This is a genomic window from Herpetosiphon giganteus, assembly GCF_016907925.1.
Taxonomy (GTDB): Bacteria; Chloroflexota; Chloroflexia; order Chloroflexales; family Herpetosiphonaceae; genus Herpetosiphon; species Herpetosiphon giganteus.
Map to the genome: position 1 here is coordinate 194,601 of NZ_JAFBCZ010000004.1, position 15,433 is coordinate 210,033.

Below are 15,433 nucleotides of genomic sequence, written 5' to 3' on the forward strand. Positions count from 1 at the left end.
CAGCGGCCTATGTGGCTTTTTATTGGCAAAAATACCTGCCAAGGATGGTTTCATGCCTCATTACGGCTTCAATTTACAATGGATGTATCATTATGTTCAGGGCAAGTTGCCAGCAGAACCAGATCACAAGGCCTTGAACTGGATCGCCAAGCAGGGCTTTAATTTTATTCGGATTCCAACCAATTATTGGTTTTGGACGCGCGATTGGCAATATACCAACCCTGATGAGACGATCATCGGGTATATTGACCGTTACATCGCCGCATGTCGCGAATATGGCCTGCATGTGAGCCTAAACTTGCATCGAGCGCCCGGATATTGTATCAATGGGAACGATCTCGAACGGCATAATTTATGGCAAGATGCTGAAGCCCAAGATGGCTTCGTGTGGCTCTGGGAATATTTTGCCCAACGCTACAAAGGTATCCCTGCTGGCGAATTAAGCTTCGATTTGCTCAACGAACCGCCGAATATCGACCAGTATGGCTTGACGCGACGCAACCATGCGGCGATCATGCGACGGACAGTTGCTGCAATTCGCGCAGTTGACCCGCAACGGGCAATTGTGATCGATGGGCTGGGTGGTGGCCACTTGGCAATGCCCGAACTCGCTGACTTGGGCGTAACCCACAGCGGGCGCGGCTATCAGCCAATGGCGGTGAGCCACTACCAAGCTAGTTGGTGGGATGGGCACGAAGGTTTAGCGGCTCCAACGTACCCATTAGAGTGGCACAATCATTATTGGGATCGGGCTGGCTTAGTCGAGTTTTACCGTCCATGGCGCGACGTACAAGCGCGGAACGTCGCCATCCATATCGGTGAATTTGGCTGCTATAACCGTACACCCAACGATGTGGCGCTGCGCTGGTTCCGCGATATTCTCAGCGTTTATCAAGAATTTGGTTGGGGCTTCGGTCTATGGGAGTTCGAAGGCGCATTTGGAATTATCAATCATGGCCGACCACATGCCCGCTACGACGTTGTTGATGGCTACTCCGTTGACCGTGATTTACTCGATTTGCTCCTCGCTGCCCGTCTGCCCGAAGCGCCAGAAGGAATACAATAATGGCGAATCTCGTAGATGGCGGCTTTGATCATGGCGTGCGCGAAATTTGGCAAGCTCAGTTTCGCGACGAAGTGTTGGGCAATATTTTGCCATTTTGGGCAAACCACACGCTTGATCACGAGCATGGTGGCTTTTATGGCGGCTTAACCAACGATCTGACAATCCATAATGAGTTTCCTCGCTCAGCCGTATTATGTGGCCGGATTCTTTGGACGTTTGCATGTGCATATCGTACACTTGGCGACCCACGCGATTTGGCGGTGGCCGAGTATGCCTATGCCTATCTTAAACAGGCGTTTTGGGATAAAACCTACGGCGGATTATATTGGTCGATTGATGCCAACGGCCAGCCTTTGGCCGAGCATAAACAAACCTATGCCCAGTCGTTTGCTATCTACGGTTTGGCAGAATATGTGCGTGCCACTGGCGATCAGAGCGCCTTGGCCTTGGCTCAGGAAATTTTCCATTTGATCGAAAATCATGCCTTTGACCCAGCCTACGGTGGCTATATCGAGGGTTGTGATCGGGTTTGGCAGCCGCTTGGCGATAGCCGCCTGAGCAAGCTTGAGCCAGAAGCCCGCAAAACCATGAACACCATGCTACATATGATGGAAGCCTACGCCAACCTGCTGCGGGTCTGGGATGTGGCCGATGTGCGCCAGCAATTGGCTAGCCTCATCGAAGCCTGCTGCGAACACATTATCGATCCTGTGCAAGGCCGCTTTCACCTGTTTTTCGATGATCAATGGAACCACAGCGAGCATGGCATTTCGTATGGCCACGATATTGAAGGTAGTTGGTTGCTGATGGAAGCAGCCCATGTTTTGGGCGATGCTTGCCTGATTGCCAAAGCCGAAACCTTGGCAATTGGCATGGCCGAAGCAGTCTATCGCAATGGCCGTCACGCCGATGGCAGCATCATTCACGAACGCGCAGCCGATGGCTCGATCAACTTCGAGCGCCATTGGTGGCCGCAAGCAGAAGCCGTCGTTGGCTTCTACAACGCCTATCAGGCAACCGGCAATCAAGAGTTTGCCCAAGCTGCCTACGATAGCTGGGATTTTATTCAACGCTATTTTATCGACCACGATCATGGCGATTGGTTCAAGATTTTAGATGCCCAAAACCAACCATTGGGAGCGATTCCAAAAGTTGGCCCGTGGGAATGCCCCTATCACCATGCGCGAGTTTGTTTTGAAATGATCGAACGTTTAGCTGAACACAATGTAAGTGTTCAGATGCGAGGATAACATGCAATTTGACATGCCCTTAGAGCAGTTGCGCGAATATCGCCCAGAACGCACCGAGCCAGCAGATTTTGACCAGTTTTGGCAAAATACCTTAGCTGATGCCCGTCAATATCCCTTGAATGCGACCTTCGAGCCATACGATATGGGCTTGCCCTTAATCGAAGCCTACGATGTGACCTTCAATGGCTATGGCGGCCAGCCAATCAAAGGCTGGTTCTTGTTGCCACGCAACACCACCCAGCCACTGCCATGTATTGTCGAATATATTGGCTATGGCGGGGGCCGTGGCTTAGCAATCGATTGGCTGCTGTGGCCAAGCGCTGGCTATGCCGTGTTTGCGATGGATAATCGCGGCCAAGGCTCTGGCTGGCGTACTGGCGACACGCCCGACACTGAAATTGAGGGCGGCAATCCGCAAATTCCTGGCTTTATGACCCGCGGCGTGCTTAGCCCCCAAACCTATTTTTACCGCCGCTTGTTCACCGACGCAGTGCGGGCGATCGAAGCAGCCCGTTCGCATCCCTTGGTCGATGCCAGCAAAGTGGCGTTGGCTGGTGGCAGCCAAGGTGGCGGCATCGCGATTGCGGCAGCAGGCTTGCAACCAGATGTGGCCGCCGTCTTGCCCGATGTGCCATTTTTGTGCCACTATCGCCGCGCCACCACCATGGTCGATAGCTATCCCTACGCCGAAATTGCCCAATATTGCGCCCGCCATCGCACCAAAATCGAGCAAGTATTCAATACCTTGGATTATTTCGATGGCGTGCAATTTGCGGCCCGCGCCACCAGCCCAAGCTTGTTCTCAGTTGGCTTGATGGATGATGTTTGTCCACCATCGACCGTCTTTGCTGCCTACAACCATTATGCTGGGCCAAAAGACATTACGGTTTGGCAGTTCAATCGGCACGAAGGCGGTGAAAACTTCCAAACCCTTGAAAAACTCAAATTCCTAGCCAAGCTTTGGGGCAACGAGGAACGCACTGCATGAGCGTGATCGAGCTCTATCCGTTGCTGACCCAAGCGCGTTATGTCGAGCCAATTTGGGGTGGTCCCCAATTGGCTCGCTGGCTGCATTTGCCCAACCCAGAGCATAGCAAATTGGGCGAAGTTTGGCAGGTTTACGATCAAAATCTGATCGTCAATGGCTCGTTGGCTGGTCAGACCTTAGCCGAGGTCACCAGCCAATTCGGCCCAGCCTTGGTTGGCACAACCACCAACGAACGCTATGGCCATGATTTTCCGTTGTTGTTGAAATTCATTGCTGCTGCCCAACCGCTCTCAGTGCAAGTCCATCCCGACGATGCCTACGCCCACACCCACGAGGCCGCAACGGGATTTCACGGCAAAACTGAGGCTTGGTACATTCTCGAAGCCGAAACCGGAGCCGAGGTCGTCCATGGCTTTCGCGAGGCGACCACGCGCCAAGCCTGTGAAGCAGCGCTCGCCGCTGGCACGCTCCCAGAGCTTTTGCGCCAAGTGCCAGTCAGCGCTGGCGATTTGGTTTTTGTGCCAGCCAAAACGATTCATGCAATCAACCCAGGCGTGGTGTTGTTCGAGATTCAGCAAAAATCCGACCTAACCTATCGGGTCTACGATTATGATCGGCGCGATGCGACCACAGGTTTGCCACGCCAACTGCATCTTGAGCAAGCCTTCGCGGTCTTGGATTTTGTAGCAACCGAGCCAGCCTTGGTTGAGCCAATGCAGATCAATCCAAATGTACGTTTGCTGGTACGTTGCCCATTCTTCAGCTTGGAGCATTGGCAGCTCAACAGCATTCAATCGTTGAGCACCTCAGTAACCAGTTTTGATTGTTGGACGGTGCTCAACGGGAGTTGTAGCCTTGGTTGGAGCGCTGGCAGCCTTGAATTAAGCCATGGCATGTCGGTGATCGTGCCCGCCCAATTGGGCCAATATCAACTTTATCCCGAGCCAAGCGCCGAATTGTTACGGGCGTATGTGTAGTCGAGGGATCAGGATTCAGGATTCAGGGGCCAGTTTACAGGCTAGAAATACGATAGTTGATCTTTAGCTAATCACTGACCCATAGTCCCTAACCCCTAATCCCTCATCGCTCATCTAGTTTGCTCTCAGCCTATAGTAGCCGAGGGATCAGGGTTAGGATTCAGGGATCAGCTATAAGGATTAGCTTTAGATCTGATCCCTAGTCCCTAACCCCTGACCCCTACTATATAGCTTGCCACCAGCTTTTGGGGCAAAGAAAGAATTACTATTCATGCAAAAGCTCGCATTACAGCAAGCATGGCAGGCCAAACAACGTGACCCTCAACACACCGTGCTCGCTGATGCGACCAGCAGCGAGGGCTGGATTGCCGCGCCAGTTCCCGGCACGATTTACGAAGCACTACTTGCCGCCAACCAAATTCCCGATCCATTCGATGGCATGAATGAGCTTGATGTGCAGTGGGTTGGCGATGTCGATTGGCTCTATCGCTGCGATTTTGAGCTAAGCGCTGAACAAGCCAGCCAACCAGCAGCCTTGCACTGCGCAGGCTTGGATACCATCGCCACAGTTTGGCTCAATGGCCAAGAATTGCTCAGCAGCGATAATATGTTTGTGCCCCAACGCGCCGTCGTCAGCAACCAATTGCAGGCTGGCAACAATCAATTGCTGATTGAATTTCGCTCGGCACTGAAGTATGGCCATGCGTTGCAAGCAGAAATGGGCCAACTCGGCGTGTGGAATGGCGATCCCAGCCGTTTATACCTGCGCAAAGCTCAATATCACTATGGCTGGGATTGGGGTCCGGCGTTATTAACTGCTGGCCCTTGGCTGCCAGTCACGCTGGAATTGGGCGCGACCCGCCTGAGCGATCTGGCATGCCCAATCATGGTAGCCGATGATTGCTCAACTGCCGATTTTGTTGTAACTGCAACCGTTGCGGATGCGACAGCAGATACAGCGGTCTTAATCCAATTGTGGAATCCAGCAGGCGAACTGATTGCTGAAAAACACCAATTGGTTGATACTGGCCGCGTTGAGCACACAATTAGCATCGATCAGCCAAGTTTGTGGTGGCCGCATGGCTATGGCGCACAAGCTCGCTATCGCTTGATGGTCAGCGTATTTGCTGGTCAAACTCAGCTTGATCAGCGCGAATTACAGCTTGGCGTGCGCCGCGTGCGCTTGGTGCAAGAGCCATTGCGCGACGAAGCAGGGGAAACATTTCTGTTTGAAATCAATAATGTGCCCATGTTCTGTGGTGGCGCAAATTGGATTCCAGCCGATCTGCTGACCAATCGGATAAGTAACGAAACCTATCGCCGCTTGCTCCAAGCATCGGTGGATAGCCATATGATCATGATTCGAATTTGGGGCGGCGGCATTTACGAGGTTGATCATTTCTATGATCTTTGCGATGAGCTAGGCTTGCTGGTGTGGCAAGATTTTATGTTTGCCTGCGGCATGTATCCAGCCCATCCTGAATTTTTGGCCAGCGTCGAGGCTGAAGCAATCGCCCAAGTCCAGCGCTTGCGCCATCACCCATCGATTGTGCTGTGGTGTGGCAACAACGAAGATTACCAAATTGCCCAAACCTTCAATGCCTACGATCATAGTTTTCAGGGCGATTTTACCCAAACCAGCTTTCCAGCGCGCGAAATCTACGAGCGCTTGCTGCCCAAGGTATGCGCCCAATACGATCCTACGACGTTATATTGGCCCGGCAGCCCCTACGGCGGAGCCGATGTCTATGATAAAACCCGTGGCGACCGCCACACCTGGGATGTTTGGCATAGCGCGATGGCTCCCTACCAAGACTATCCCAAGTACGAAGGCCGCTTTGTCAGCGAGTTTGGCATGGAATCAAGCGCCGCCTTGCAAACCTTGTTGAGCGTGTTGCCCGCAGATCAGCGCTATCCCCAAAGCCGCGTCGTCGAGCACCACAACAAGTCCGAGGGTGGCGCACGCCGCTTGGCGGTCTATCTCAACGATACCTTGCGCTTTGAAAACACGCTTGAATCGTATGTCTATGCGACCCAATTTATGCAAGCAGAAGCTTTGGCTGCGGCCTATCGCGGCTGGCGGCGGCGCTGGGCTGGCCCAGGTCGGTATGCAGTAGCAGGAGCGTTGGTCTGGCAACTCAACGATTGTTGGCCGGTAATTAGCTGGGCAATTATCGATTCGGCTTTGCGCAATAAACCCGCTATCTATAGCATTGGCCGCGAGCTAGCGCCGATTAGCGCAGGCCTACAGCGCAGCAAAACCCAAATTGAGGCGTGGGTGATCAATGGCACGCTCAAATCAATCAATGCAAGCATTATTATTACAGGCTACGATTTGCAAGGCAGATTGCTATTTGAGCAAAACCATACTCATGAATTAGCCGCCAATCAAGCCAGCCCACTCACAAGCTTCGCATTGACTGATCCCGATCAGACGGTGGTTGGTATGCAAGTGCTGGTTGATGGTGCAGTGGTGGGGCGAGCCAGCTCGTGGCCTGAGCCATTCAAATATCTGCCAGCCTATGACCCGCAACTTAGCATCACCCGCTTAGCCGACGATTGGCTTGAAATCAGCAGCCAACGGCCAGCCAAAGGGGTTTGGTTGCAAGCAGGCGATGCGGTGCACTGGAGTGATAATCTGCTTGATCTCTTGCCCAACCAACCGCAACGCATCCAAGCTCGCGGCCTAGGCCAGCAGCCAATCGAGCTTAAGTGGTTGCATTGGGATCAGAACAGAGAGCATAGAGCATAGAACATAGAACATAGAGTCAGAGGGCAAAATTAGGAGCAGAATTTAACGCAGAGGCGCAGAGGAACCATGGCTATTGGCTATAGGCTTTTGGTGTGCGGAGCTTAACTTATCATGCCAAAAATTGTTCCGATAGCCGATAGCCTCATCTTCATGGATCAAAAAACGCCGATCGCTGATTAATACCAACGATCGGCGTTGTTGGTTAAAACTTAATATTGTAGCTTGAATAGACGCGGGCAAAGTTGCGCAACACACTATTGTGGTGGGCAATAATTTGGGCAGCTTTGAGGGTTTCGCCATCGAAGGTGCTGTGGGCATCGGCTGCAAGGCTTACTCGAAAGCCGCGCGACCACGCAGCGCGACAGGTGGTATCGATGCATAATTCGGTTTGAAACCCAGCCAACACCAGCTGTTTGATCTCGCGCTGACGCAGCATTTCGGCCAAATCGGTGTGCAAGAAGGCGTTTGGAGTTTCTTTTTGCAACACCAAATCGCCAGCTTGCAATGTGCAAACCTCGTGCAACTGCCAGCCCGGGCTGCCTGGCGCATCAGGGTCATCGGGGCCGCCATTATGTTGCACATAGACAATAGCCGCGTTATTATTGCGCGCTGCGTTAATTAATGTTTCGATTGCGGCCAACACTCGTTCACTTGCATGGACAGTTGCCTCTGGTGCGAACATATTAACCTGAACATCCAGCAACACTAAGGCAGTTTGGGTCATTACCAATCCTCGCGTACATCAGCGGCACAACGAAAACCAACCTCGAAATCGGCATCATTGGCAGCAGCTATATTACGATTCGCGCCGCGTAAGGCATCTGGCGAACACGACCATGACCCGCCCCGGGTGACTCGCAAGCCTGCACTGGTGGGGAAATCGCGGCCATCGCTTGGGTCATAAGGATAGCGCTTATAGGCCGTATCTGTCCACTCCCAAATATTGCCAGCCATTTCTGCCGCGCCACATGGGCTGTCGCCTTGCGGTGAGTAGGCTCCGATTGGCACGGTGCCGCCTGCACCGCCATCACGGGCATTGGCCCGATTTTCGTCCCACTGATCGCCCCACGGATAGACTCGCTTGTGACCGGTTGTCGCATCCCAGGTTGCAGCTTTTTCCCATTCTGCTTCGGTTGGCAGGCGCTTGCCAGCCCACTGTGCATAAGCTTTAGCTTCATCATGCGTTACTTCAACCACCGGATGATCTTCGATGATATGTGGCGGCAATGGCCCACCCCAATAGCGCGGCGGCGTTGTGCCAGTTTCTTGGGCAAACCGCGCATAATCGGCGCACGTCACTGGAAAACGGTCGATCAAAAAGGTTTTGAGATCAAGCCGATGCACCGGAACCTCATCGGGATCATTGCCTTCGCTGCCCATTGGCATTACGCCAGCCATCACCCGCACCATTTCGCGGTTATCACCTTCCCAGATCATGCCATGGGGCAGGCGTTCGGCCCGCAATTCGCTTGGAACTTGCAATGGGCGGCTTGGCTTGCCAGCGTTGGTGCTTGAACGAGGTTGCGTGCCAATGCGTGGCTGGCTAATTGCTGCTGGTTCTGCGGTTGCTTCGGCTACTGCATGCGCGGCAGCTTGTAGGCTACGGGCACTGGCAAATTGGGCAACCACGGCTGGTTGGCTAATGCTGACCGCCTGATCTTGCTCAAGCACGCGCTCGAACACCATATGTAAGGCAGCAGCGCTCGGCGGACGATGCTCTGGCTCAATTGCCATGGCGCGATCGACGGCGCGAGCCATCAAGACTGGAATATCAGGCCGAGCTTGTTCGACGGTTTGCATCGAAATGCCGCGCAAGCGATTTGGCGCTTCTGGCGGCATTTTGCCCACCAACAGATGATAAAGCGTCGCACCTAAGGCATACAAATCAGAGCGGGGATCGGTTCCTTGACCCAAATACTGTTCAATTGGCGAGTAGCCGCCGGAATAAGCTTGGGCTGCGCGATTGGTGGCTGTGCCATCACGATATTCCTTGGCAATGCCCAAATCAATCACCATCAGATCGCCATTGGGAGTTAAGCGCAAATTGGCTGGCTTGATGTCGCGGTGAATAATTGGTGGGTCTTGGGTGTGCAAATAGGTCAGCACATCACACACAATTTTGCCCCACTCGGCCACCGTGCGCCAGGCAAGCATCGTTTCTGCTTCATCCATCAATTTTTCGAGATCTTTGCCGGGCACAAATTCCATCACCAAAAACTGCGCCCCGCTGGGATCAGTAAAATAATCGGTGACTTTGGTCATGTTCGGGTGGCGCAAGCGGGCCAGCAATTGGGCCTCGGCCAAAAATTGCACATGCGCCGATTGATCAAATTCGTTATTTTCTTTGATCGCGCACGGCACTTTAAGCCGCAGATCAATTGCGCCATAGACCCTGCTGAAGCCACCAGCCCCAATAAAGGTCATAATTTTATAGCGCTCTTGAAGAATGGTTCCGCGTCGCAGTGTGCCGCTTGCTTCCCGTGGAAGGCTGGCAATCAACGGAGTTGGGGCAAGCGTCCCACAATGCGAGCAAAATCGTGCGCCTGGCGCAAGCAACATTTGGCAATTTGTACACGCTAATGCGTTCATAACACTACTCATCTATGGTTAACAGCTTTGGGTTGGTTTGATTATAGCAGTTTGTTCTAAAGCAAAGAGTGTACCAAGGTCAAGCGCACTTGCCACCTGAATGGGGGATAACGCCTACCCTCGACAATTACTCATCAGCCTAGATATTCAGCTATCAGTACTATTCCCAAGCCAATCAATAATCCACTACAGCCGCGCATAACCCAACGATAGGCCGTACCTTGCAAAAACCGCCGCGAACGAGCCACAATTTCAGACAGCAGAATTTTGCTGCCCAGCAACAAAAGATAAAACACCAGCAAAAAACTGACAGTCGCGAACCAGCCATATTGGCGTTGAATCGTGATTAGCAGTGGGCCGCCAATTGGTAACCAAAAGAGCCATGGATGGGGATTCAGCCAATTAGTGATCAGTGCGCGGCCTAAACTGCCCCAAGCTGCACCGCTGGCTTCAGCTGGTTGCTTAGCCCGCCATGCATCAATGCCCATCCAGATGAGAAATAGCCCACCAGCAAGCCCAAGCCAACGATTAATGCTTACTGGCAAGGCATTCGATACAAACAGCGCAATCAAAATAATCGGTGCATCGGTCAGTACGGGGGCGCAGGCCACCAAATAGCCTGCGCGGCGGCCATGTTCCAAGGTTTCGCGAATCACTAAGCCCAACATTGGGCCAGGTAATAAGCCAGCAGCTAACCCCAACCCCAACGCCTGTAGCCAATATTCAATCACCAGTTTGACCCTCGATTAATGTTGATCGTCGGCCCAGCGTAGGCGTGCAGCCAAGCCAGTTGGCGCATCATCGTGATAATGGCGAATTGTATCGACAATGGTTGGCGAACAGCCAGCCGCTGCTGCTAAATCGGCTCCCAACGGGCCATGGTGAGCATAGCGATAGATTGAACGACACCACCAACGTGGCTTTTGGGCTGCCCAAGCATACAATTGAGGGGCAAGCTGCTTCCAGACCACCGCAATTCCATACCACAGCAACGATACTGGCTGGCCTTGACGATCTACCTTACCAGTGTCGTGATACAAGGCCAGATGCAGCAATTCGGCATCCTGCTCGCCAGCAGCAACCAAGGTTGCATAGACATCAAGGCAATGGCGTTGATCATAGAGTGGCATGCGTTCAAATAATGGATACTCGTTGTTGGCCAGAATTTGGCGTACCAAGGCGCGTTCAGCAGGCGTTACCTTGGCGCGTAAGGCTGCCCAGAGTTGGCCTAAGCGCGTGCTCGCACTCATGAAAACTCCTAGGCTTCAGCATGCTCGTGGCTATGGCCAACCGCATGGCAACAACCAGACACCGGTAACACGATCCGTTGAAATAATTGGAAGATCGGTGCAATCATCGCATCCAAAATCCGTGGGTCAAGATTAAGCCGCGTCAGATTGAGCCGACTCAGCATCCATGGCAAGATGATCAAAATCATCAACACAATATTGGCTGGGCGGCGCAAACGCTCCATCGGCGTGGCCCAACCTTGCGGCAACAAGCCTGCAAAGGTATTAAAGCCATCGAGCGGTGGCAAGGGCAGCATATTAAAGGCTGCTAGGCCAATATTGGTCATAATCACGTAGTAGAGAAAGTTGTAAAGTTGGGGAGAAATCCACGCGCCGCCATCGATGTACAACGGAATTGCAAAGATTGAGGCCAACAATAAGTTGCTGGTTGGCCCTGCCAACGACGAAAGCGCAAAGCCTCGTCGCCCCCAGCGAATGCGAAAAACGTTGATGGGCACTGGCTTGCCCCACGCCATTGGTGCATAACCCAACATCACAAACAGCATCATAAATGCGCCCAACGGGTCGAAGTGCACCACCGGATTAAGCGTAACTCGGCCTTCTTGGGCTGCGGTTGGGTCGCCCAACCGCAATGCCACAAACGCATGCGAAAATTCATGCACCGTTACGCCTAAAACAATCGCCACCAAGCGCATCACAAAATCATTCATATCCATTTGCATACACGGCTCTCCCCACGAGCAACAGCATTATCAGGCTGTATCCTACCACGAATTAGCCACGCCTAAATTGCAATCAAACTGGCCAAAATCAATTGGGGTTCGGTTGGTGGGGCTTGGGGATTGGAACTATGCGAATCCAAAGCATAAACTGGTACAATTGCTGCCAGCTGTCTTTGAATTGAAGGAATGCGCAATGCCAATCCGTGGATGTTTGATTGATCTTGATGGCACGATTTATAGCGCTGGCACGATTATCGAGGGAGCGGTGGCGGCAATCGAGCAATTACGGGCTGCTGGCTATCAATTGCTCTTTCTGACCAACACCGATTCACAATTGCCCGCAACTTTGGCTGCCAAACTGCAAGCCCGCCAGATTCCAATTCAAGCTCATGAAATTATGAATCCCTTGCAAGCGATTGCTGAATATTTGAGCAATCGCGAGCCAAATCTCTATATTCTGGCTCCTCAAGCTGTCAAAACGTGGTTTGAGCAACAATACCCGCCGCAGCCAGATCAGCCAATTAGCCATGTTGTTTTAGCGCATTGTGGCGAAGTTGATGGCTATAACAGTCTCAATCTAGCGTTTCGGCAGCTGTTGCAGGGCGCAGAATTCCTGGTGAGCCAGCCAGGCCGCAATTATCTCAGCAGCACGGGCCTGAATCTTGATACCGGAGCGTTTGCGGCGTTGCTGGAATATGCCAGCCAAACCAAGCCGACGATTCTTGGCAAACCAACCAAAGCCTTTTTTGAACAGGCGCTGCATGCGTTGCAACTCTCAGCTGAGGAAGTTGTGGTGGTCGGCGACGATTTGACGACCGATATGGTGGGCGCGGCCAATAGTGGCATGGCCAGCGTTTGGTTGCGCACTGGCAAGGGCCAACAGCAACAACTAACCGCTGATCTGCCCCAACCAACCTGGACACTGGCGAGTATTGCCGAATTACCAGCCCTTTTGGCCGAGGTTAATGGTTGAGTTGATGTGGGTTTGCATTCCCTCACCCCCCAAGCCCCCTCATTTCAAGGGTAGGGTTTGAGCGATTGGTCGGCGGTGGAGCGTTCCCTCACCCCCCAGCCCCCTCTCCCACGAAAACGAGGGAGAGGGGGAGCACCAATGTTCACCACCAATCATGCCAAACCTACACAACCAAAAGCCCCTCGCCCGCCGTGTGGGAGAGGGGTTGGGGTGAGGGGATCTTAAAACCTACCCTTGTAAGCCAACCCCCTCTCCCACGAAAACGCGGGCGAGGAGGAGCACCAATGTTCACCACCAATCATGCCAAACTTACACAACCAAAAGCCCCTCGCCCGTTCGACGGGAGAGGGGTTAGGGTGAGGGGATCTTCTATTACTCAGCGTCGACGACTGCCACGGTACAGCGCGAAACACAGATCAAACGATCTTGGTCGTCGCTGATGCGAACTTCCCAGACTTGGGTGCGGCGACCGCGATGCAATGGCGTGGCTACGCCAGTGACTACGCCGCTGCGCACTGAACGCAGGTGATTGGCGTTGATTTCGACTCCAACCACCAGTTGGTTGTTGTGCATCACGTTGGCCCAGCCAGCCACCGAGGCCAGCGATTCGGCCAAAACCACTGATGCGCCGCCATGCAGCAAGCCAAATGGCTGATGGACTTTGCGCTCAACTGGCATCGTCGCCACAACCCGATCCAAACTGACTTCGGTAAAACTGATGCCGAGTGTGTCAGCAAGCGTGCCCCGTTGAAACTCGTTCATTGCGCTTACATCAGGCAAATCGGTCATACACCCTCCTTGGTGCTGATTGCTCGTAAAGCAACATAGAAACTTGAACCTTGGTTTGGCACACTGGTTGCCCAAACCCTACCACCCATTGCGGTCACGAGGCCTTTGACGATTGCTAAGCCCAAACCTGTGCCGCCAGTCTCGCGGGCGCGAGCTTTATCGGTGCGATAAAAGCGCTCGAAAATGGTTGCTGCCTCGCTTGGGTCAAAGCCCGCGCCAGTGTCGTGAACCCCCAAAATAACTTCACCAGCACTTTGGCGAGCAGTCACGCGAATTTTACCACCTTGCGGGGTGTAGCGAACCGCATTTTGCAAGAGATTGACCAACACTTGCTGTAAGCGTGATGGATCCGCTTGGACGTAATCAAGCTGCTCGGCGCTCTCATTCGCCAGCTCTAATTGTTTTTCGCGCGCGGCCAATTGCATGCGATTAACCGCCCGATTGACCACCTCGTGCGGCTCTAGCTCAACGGGGTTGAGGCTCAATTGGCCTGCATCGGCCAACGAAAGGGTGCGCAAATCTTCAATCAGATGATTAAGCTGTTGCACTTCCTCGCCCAATGAGCTAATCACCGCAGGCGTGGGCTTGCTCACGCCATCCTCGATGCTCTCAAGCTCAATTTGCAGCACGCTCAAGGGTGTGCGCAATTCGTGGGCGATGTCGGCAACCATTTGGCGGCGCACCAGTTCAGAGCGCTGTAGCTCATTGCTCATCGAATTAAAGGCTTGGCTTAATTCGGCAATCTCATCGTTGCCCGAATCGTCAACTTGCACCGAGCGCTCGCCTTGGGCCAATTGATGCACGGCATTGGTTAAGCCGCGCAAGGGAGCTGCCAAGGTGCGCGCCAAGCGAAAGCCAATCGCCAAGGCCAAAAGCGCGGTAATTGCCCCAGCCAGCCAGATATTGCGCCGTACCATGCTCAAAAAATAATCTTCATCTGCGCCAAATTGGCCTTCGTTTGGCCGCACAATCACCGTGCCAATCACCGTGCCATCGTCGGCGCTAATCGGCTCGCCGCGCTCAATATCGCGTTGGGTCACGTTGGCGAGCTGCTTGTTGGCCTTGGGGCCGCGGCCACGGCTATCAAACACTACCTCGCCTGTGGTATCGACGACAATCACATGGCGCATTTGCGGCAGCATGAAGGGTCGCGGGCCAAGCTTCATACAGCGCTGGCCATTAAAATTCCAGCTGCCAATAATCTCGTAGCAATCGGCTAGAGCGGGGGCAAACTCTTGGGCTGCTTGCTTGGCCTGTTTTGTAGCAAGATCATTAAAATAGCGATTGACGGTGAAATTGGCCACCGCCGTGATCAGCAAAATTGCAACGAGCGCAACTGCAATGTGGGTCAATAATAATTTTCGTTGCAGTTTCATGGCTTATTCCGCAAATTTGTAGCCAATGCCAAAGACGGTCACAATGTAGCGTGGCACGCTGGGATTGGGTTCGATTTTACGCCGCACGTTTTTGATATGGGCATCGACGGTGCGATCGTAGGCTTCGCCTTCTTCGCCCTGCACTGCATCAAGCAATTGGCTGCGGGTCAAGGGGCGGCCAGCTGAGCGCACCAAGGTCACCAATAAATCAAATTCGGTCGGAGTTAGGCTGGTAATTGGCGTTTGCTCAATCATCACCGTGCGGCGTTGCAGATCAATTTCAATCCCATTTTTGCGCAGGATCATTGGTGGTTCTAGCTCGCCATTAACCCGACGGAGCACTGCTTTGATGCGGGCCACAACTTGGCGCGGCGAAAACGGCTTGGTTATATAATCGTCAGCGCCCAACTCCAAGCCAGCCAACGAATCAACTTCTTCGACCCGTGCAGTGAGCATAATAATCGGAACGCTCGATTCGGCGCGCAGCGTGCGACAGACCGTAAAGCCATCAACGACAGGTAACATCAAATCAAGCAAAATCAAATCGGGCTGCTCACGACGGGCCATATCAAGCCCAATTTGGCCATCGCTGGCGGTGAGCGTGCTATAGCCTACGCCTTCTAAATAATTTTGTAGGCCGATGGCAATTTTGCGCTCGTCTTCAATAATTAAAATTTTTGCGCTCATACAAGCCTCCACTG

14 protein-coding genes are annotated in these 15,433 nt (G+C 53.1%); 6 read left to right on the forward strand and 8 right to left on the reverse strand.

Features of this window, described 5'->3' with window-relative positions:
- Window positions 1-52 precede the first annotated feature (52 nt).
- From JOD20_RS05315 to JOD20_RS05335, 5 genes are all read left to right on the forward strand, one after another.
- Window positions 53-1,066 carry a glycoside hydrolase family 5 protein gene (locus tag JOD20_RS05315; protein WP_204754265.1) on the forward strand — a complete coding sequence of 338 codons (1,014 nt, stop codon included), beginning with the start codon at window positions 53-55 and terminating at the stop codon, window positions 1,064-1,066.
- Window positions 1,066-2,316, forward strand: coding sequence for an AGE family epimerase/isomerase (locus JOD20_RS05320; protein ID WP_204754266.1), 1,251 nt, complete (start codon window positions 1,066-1,068; stop codon window positions 2,314-2,316). Before JOD20_RS05315 ends, JOD20_RS05320 begins: the two co-directional genes overlap by 1 nt.
- 1 nt (window position 2,317) lies before the next feature.
- Window positions 2,318-3,304, forward strand: coding sequence for an acetylxylan esterase (locus tag JOD20_RS05325; protein WP_204754267.1), 987 nt, complete (start codon window positions 2,318-2,320; stop codon window positions 3,302-3,304).
- Complete coding sequence (locus JOD20_RS05330) at window positions 3,301-4,281, forward strand: type I phosphomannose isomerase catalytic subunit (protein WP_204754268.1); 981 nt, start codon at window positions 3,301-3,303, stop codon at window positions 4,279-4,281. Before JOD20_RS05325 ends, JOD20_RS05330 begins: the two co-directional genes overlap by 4 nt.
- 271 nt (window positions 4,282-4,552) lie before the next feature.
- Window positions 4,553-7,033 (forward strand): beta-mannosidase, encoded by a 2,481-nt coding sequence (locus JOD20_RS05335; protein WP_204754269.1) that lies wholly within the window; start codon window positions 4,553-4,555, stop codon window positions 7,031-7,033.
- A gap of 202 nt (window positions 7,034-7,235) precedes the next feature.
- On the opposite strand, the gene JOD20_RS05340 is transcribed toward JOD20_RS05335, so the two are convergent.
- The 5 genes from JOD20_RS05340 to JOD20_RS05360 form a co-directional block, all read right to left on the reverse strand.
- The gene (locus JOD20_RS05340; RefSeq protein WP_204754270.1) at window positions 7,236-7,757 is read right to left on the reverse strand and encodes a cysteine hydrolase family protein; all 522 of its coding nucleotides are present in this window, start codon (window positions 7,755-7,757) and stop codon (window positions 7,236-7,238) included.
- Window positions 7,757-9,622, reverse strand: a complete 1,866-nt coding sequence (locus JOD20_RS05345) for an SUMF1/EgtB/PvdO family nonheme iron enzyme (RefSeq protein ID WP_204754271.1) — start codon at window positions 9,620-9,622, stop codon at window positions 7,757-7,759. Before JOD20_RS05345 ends, JOD20_RS05340 begins: the two co-directional genes overlap by 1 nt.
- Before the next feature lie 134 nt (window positions 9,623-9,756).
- Entirely contained in the window at window positions 9,757-10,353 is a 597-nt protein-coding gene (locus tag JOD20_RS05350; RefSeq protein WP_204754272.1) for a LysE family translocator, read from the reverse strand.
- A gap of 15 nt (window positions 10,354-10,368) precedes the next feature.
- Window positions 10,369-10,872 (reverse strand): hypothetical protein, encoded by a 504-nt coding sequence (locus JOD20_RS05355; protein ID WP_204754273.1) that lies wholly within the window; start codon window positions 10,870-10,872, stop codon window positions 10,369-10,371.
- A gap of 8 nt (window positions 10,873-10,880) precedes the next feature.
- The gene (locus tag JOD20_RS05360; protein WP_204754274.1) at window positions 10,881-11,594 is read right to left on the reverse strand and encodes a site-2 protease family protein; all 714 of its coding nucleotides are present in this window, start codon (window positions 11,592-11,594) and stop codon (window positions 10,881-10,883) included.
- Between the two features lie 193 nt (window positions 11,595-11,787).
- Between JOD20_RS05360 and JOD20_RS05365 the strand changes: the two genes are divergently transcribed.
- The gene (locus JOD20_RS05365) at window positions 11,788-12,567 is read left to right on the forward strand and encodes an HAD-IIA family hydrolase (protein WP_204754275.1); all 780 of its coding nucleotides are present in this window, start codon (window positions 11,788-11,790) and stop codon (window positions 12,565-12,567) included.
- A gap of 372 nt (window positions 12,568-12,939) precedes the next feature.
- On the opposite strand, the gene JOD20_RS05370 is transcribed toward JOD20_RS05365, so the two are convergent.
- Genes JOD20_RS05370 through JOD20_RS05380 form a run of 3 tightly spaced genes read right to left on the reverse strand, consistent with a single transcriptional unit; the run spans window position 12,940 to window position 15,419 of the window.
- Entirely contained in the window at window positions 12,940-13,356 is a 417-nt protein-coding gene (locus JOD20_RS05370; protein WP_110513430.1) for a hotdog fold thioesterase, read from the reverse strand.
- Window positions 13,353-14,732 (reverse strand): ATP-binding protein, encoded by a 1,380-nt coding sequence (locus JOD20_RS05375; RefSeq protein WP_204754276.1) that lies wholly within the window; start codon window positions 14,730-14,732, stop codon window positions 13,353-13,355. Before JOD20_RS05375 ends, JOD20_RS05370 begins: the two co-directional genes overlap by 4 nt.
- A gap of 3 nt (window positions 14,733-14,735) precedes the next feature.
- Window positions 14,736-15,419, reverse strand: a complete 684-nt coding sequence (locus JOD20_RS05380; protein ID WP_204754277.1) for a response regulator transcription factor — start codon at window positions 15,417-15,419, stop codon at window positions 14,736-14,738.
- Between the last annotated feature and the right edge of the window lie 14 nt (window positions 15,420-15,433).

Excerpts from the sequence above, each read along its gene's own strand:
- JOD20_RS05315 (WP_204754265.1), top strand. The coding sequence starts at position 53 with ATGCCTCATTACGGCTTCAATTTACAATGGATGTATCATTATGTTCAG.
- JOD20_RS05320 (WP_204754266.1), top strand. The coding sequence starts at position 1,066 with ATGGCGAATCTCGTAGATGGCGGCTTTGATCATGGCGTGCGCGAAATT.
- JOD20_RS05325 (WP_204754267.1), top strand. The coding sequence starts at position 2,318 with ATGCAATTTGACATGCCCTTAGAGCAGTTGCGCGAATATCGCCCAGAA.
- JOD20_RS05330 (WP_204754268.1), top strand. The coding sequence starts at position 3,301 with ATGAGCGTGATCGAGCTCTATCCGTTGCTGACCCAAGCGCGTTATGTC.
- JOD20_RS05335 (WP_204754269.1), top strand. The coding sequence starts at position 4,553 with ATGCAAAAGCTCGCATTACAGCAAGCATGGCAGGCCAAACAACGTGAC.
- JOD20_RS05340 (WP_204754270.1), bottom strand. The coding sequence starts at position 7,757 with ATGACCCAAACTGCCTTAGTGTTGCTGGATGTTCAGGTTAATATGTTC.
- JOD20_RS05345 (WP_204754271.1), bottom strand. The coding sequence starts at position 9,622 with ATGAACGCATTAGCGTGTACAAATTGCCAAATGTTGCTTGCGCCAGGC.
- JOD20_RS05355 (WP_204754273.1), bottom strand. The coding sequence starts at position 10,872 with ATGAGTGCGAGCACGCGCTTAGGCCAACTCTGGGCAGCCTTACGCGCC.
- JOD20_RS05360 (WP_204754274.1), bottom strand. The coding sequence starts at position 11,594 with ATGCAAATGGATATGAATGATTTTGTGATGCGCTTGGTGGCGATTGTT.
- JOD20_RS05365 (WP_204754275.1), top strand. The coding sequence starts at position 11,788 with ATGCCAATCCGTGGATGTTTGATTGATCTTGATGGCACGATTTATAGC.
- JOD20_RS05370 (WP_110513430.1), bottom strand. The coding sequence starts at position 13,356 with ATGACCGATTTGCCTGATGTAAGCGCAATGAACGAGTTTCAACGGGGC.
- JOD20_RS05375 (WP_204754276.1), bottom strand. The coding sequence starts at position 14,732 with ATGAAACTGCAACGAAAATTATTATTGACCCACATTGCAGTTGCGCTC.
- JOD20_RS05380 (WP_204754277.1), bottom strand. The coding sequence starts at position 15,419 with ATGAGCGCAAAAATTTTAATTATTGAAGACGAGCGCAAAATTGCCATC.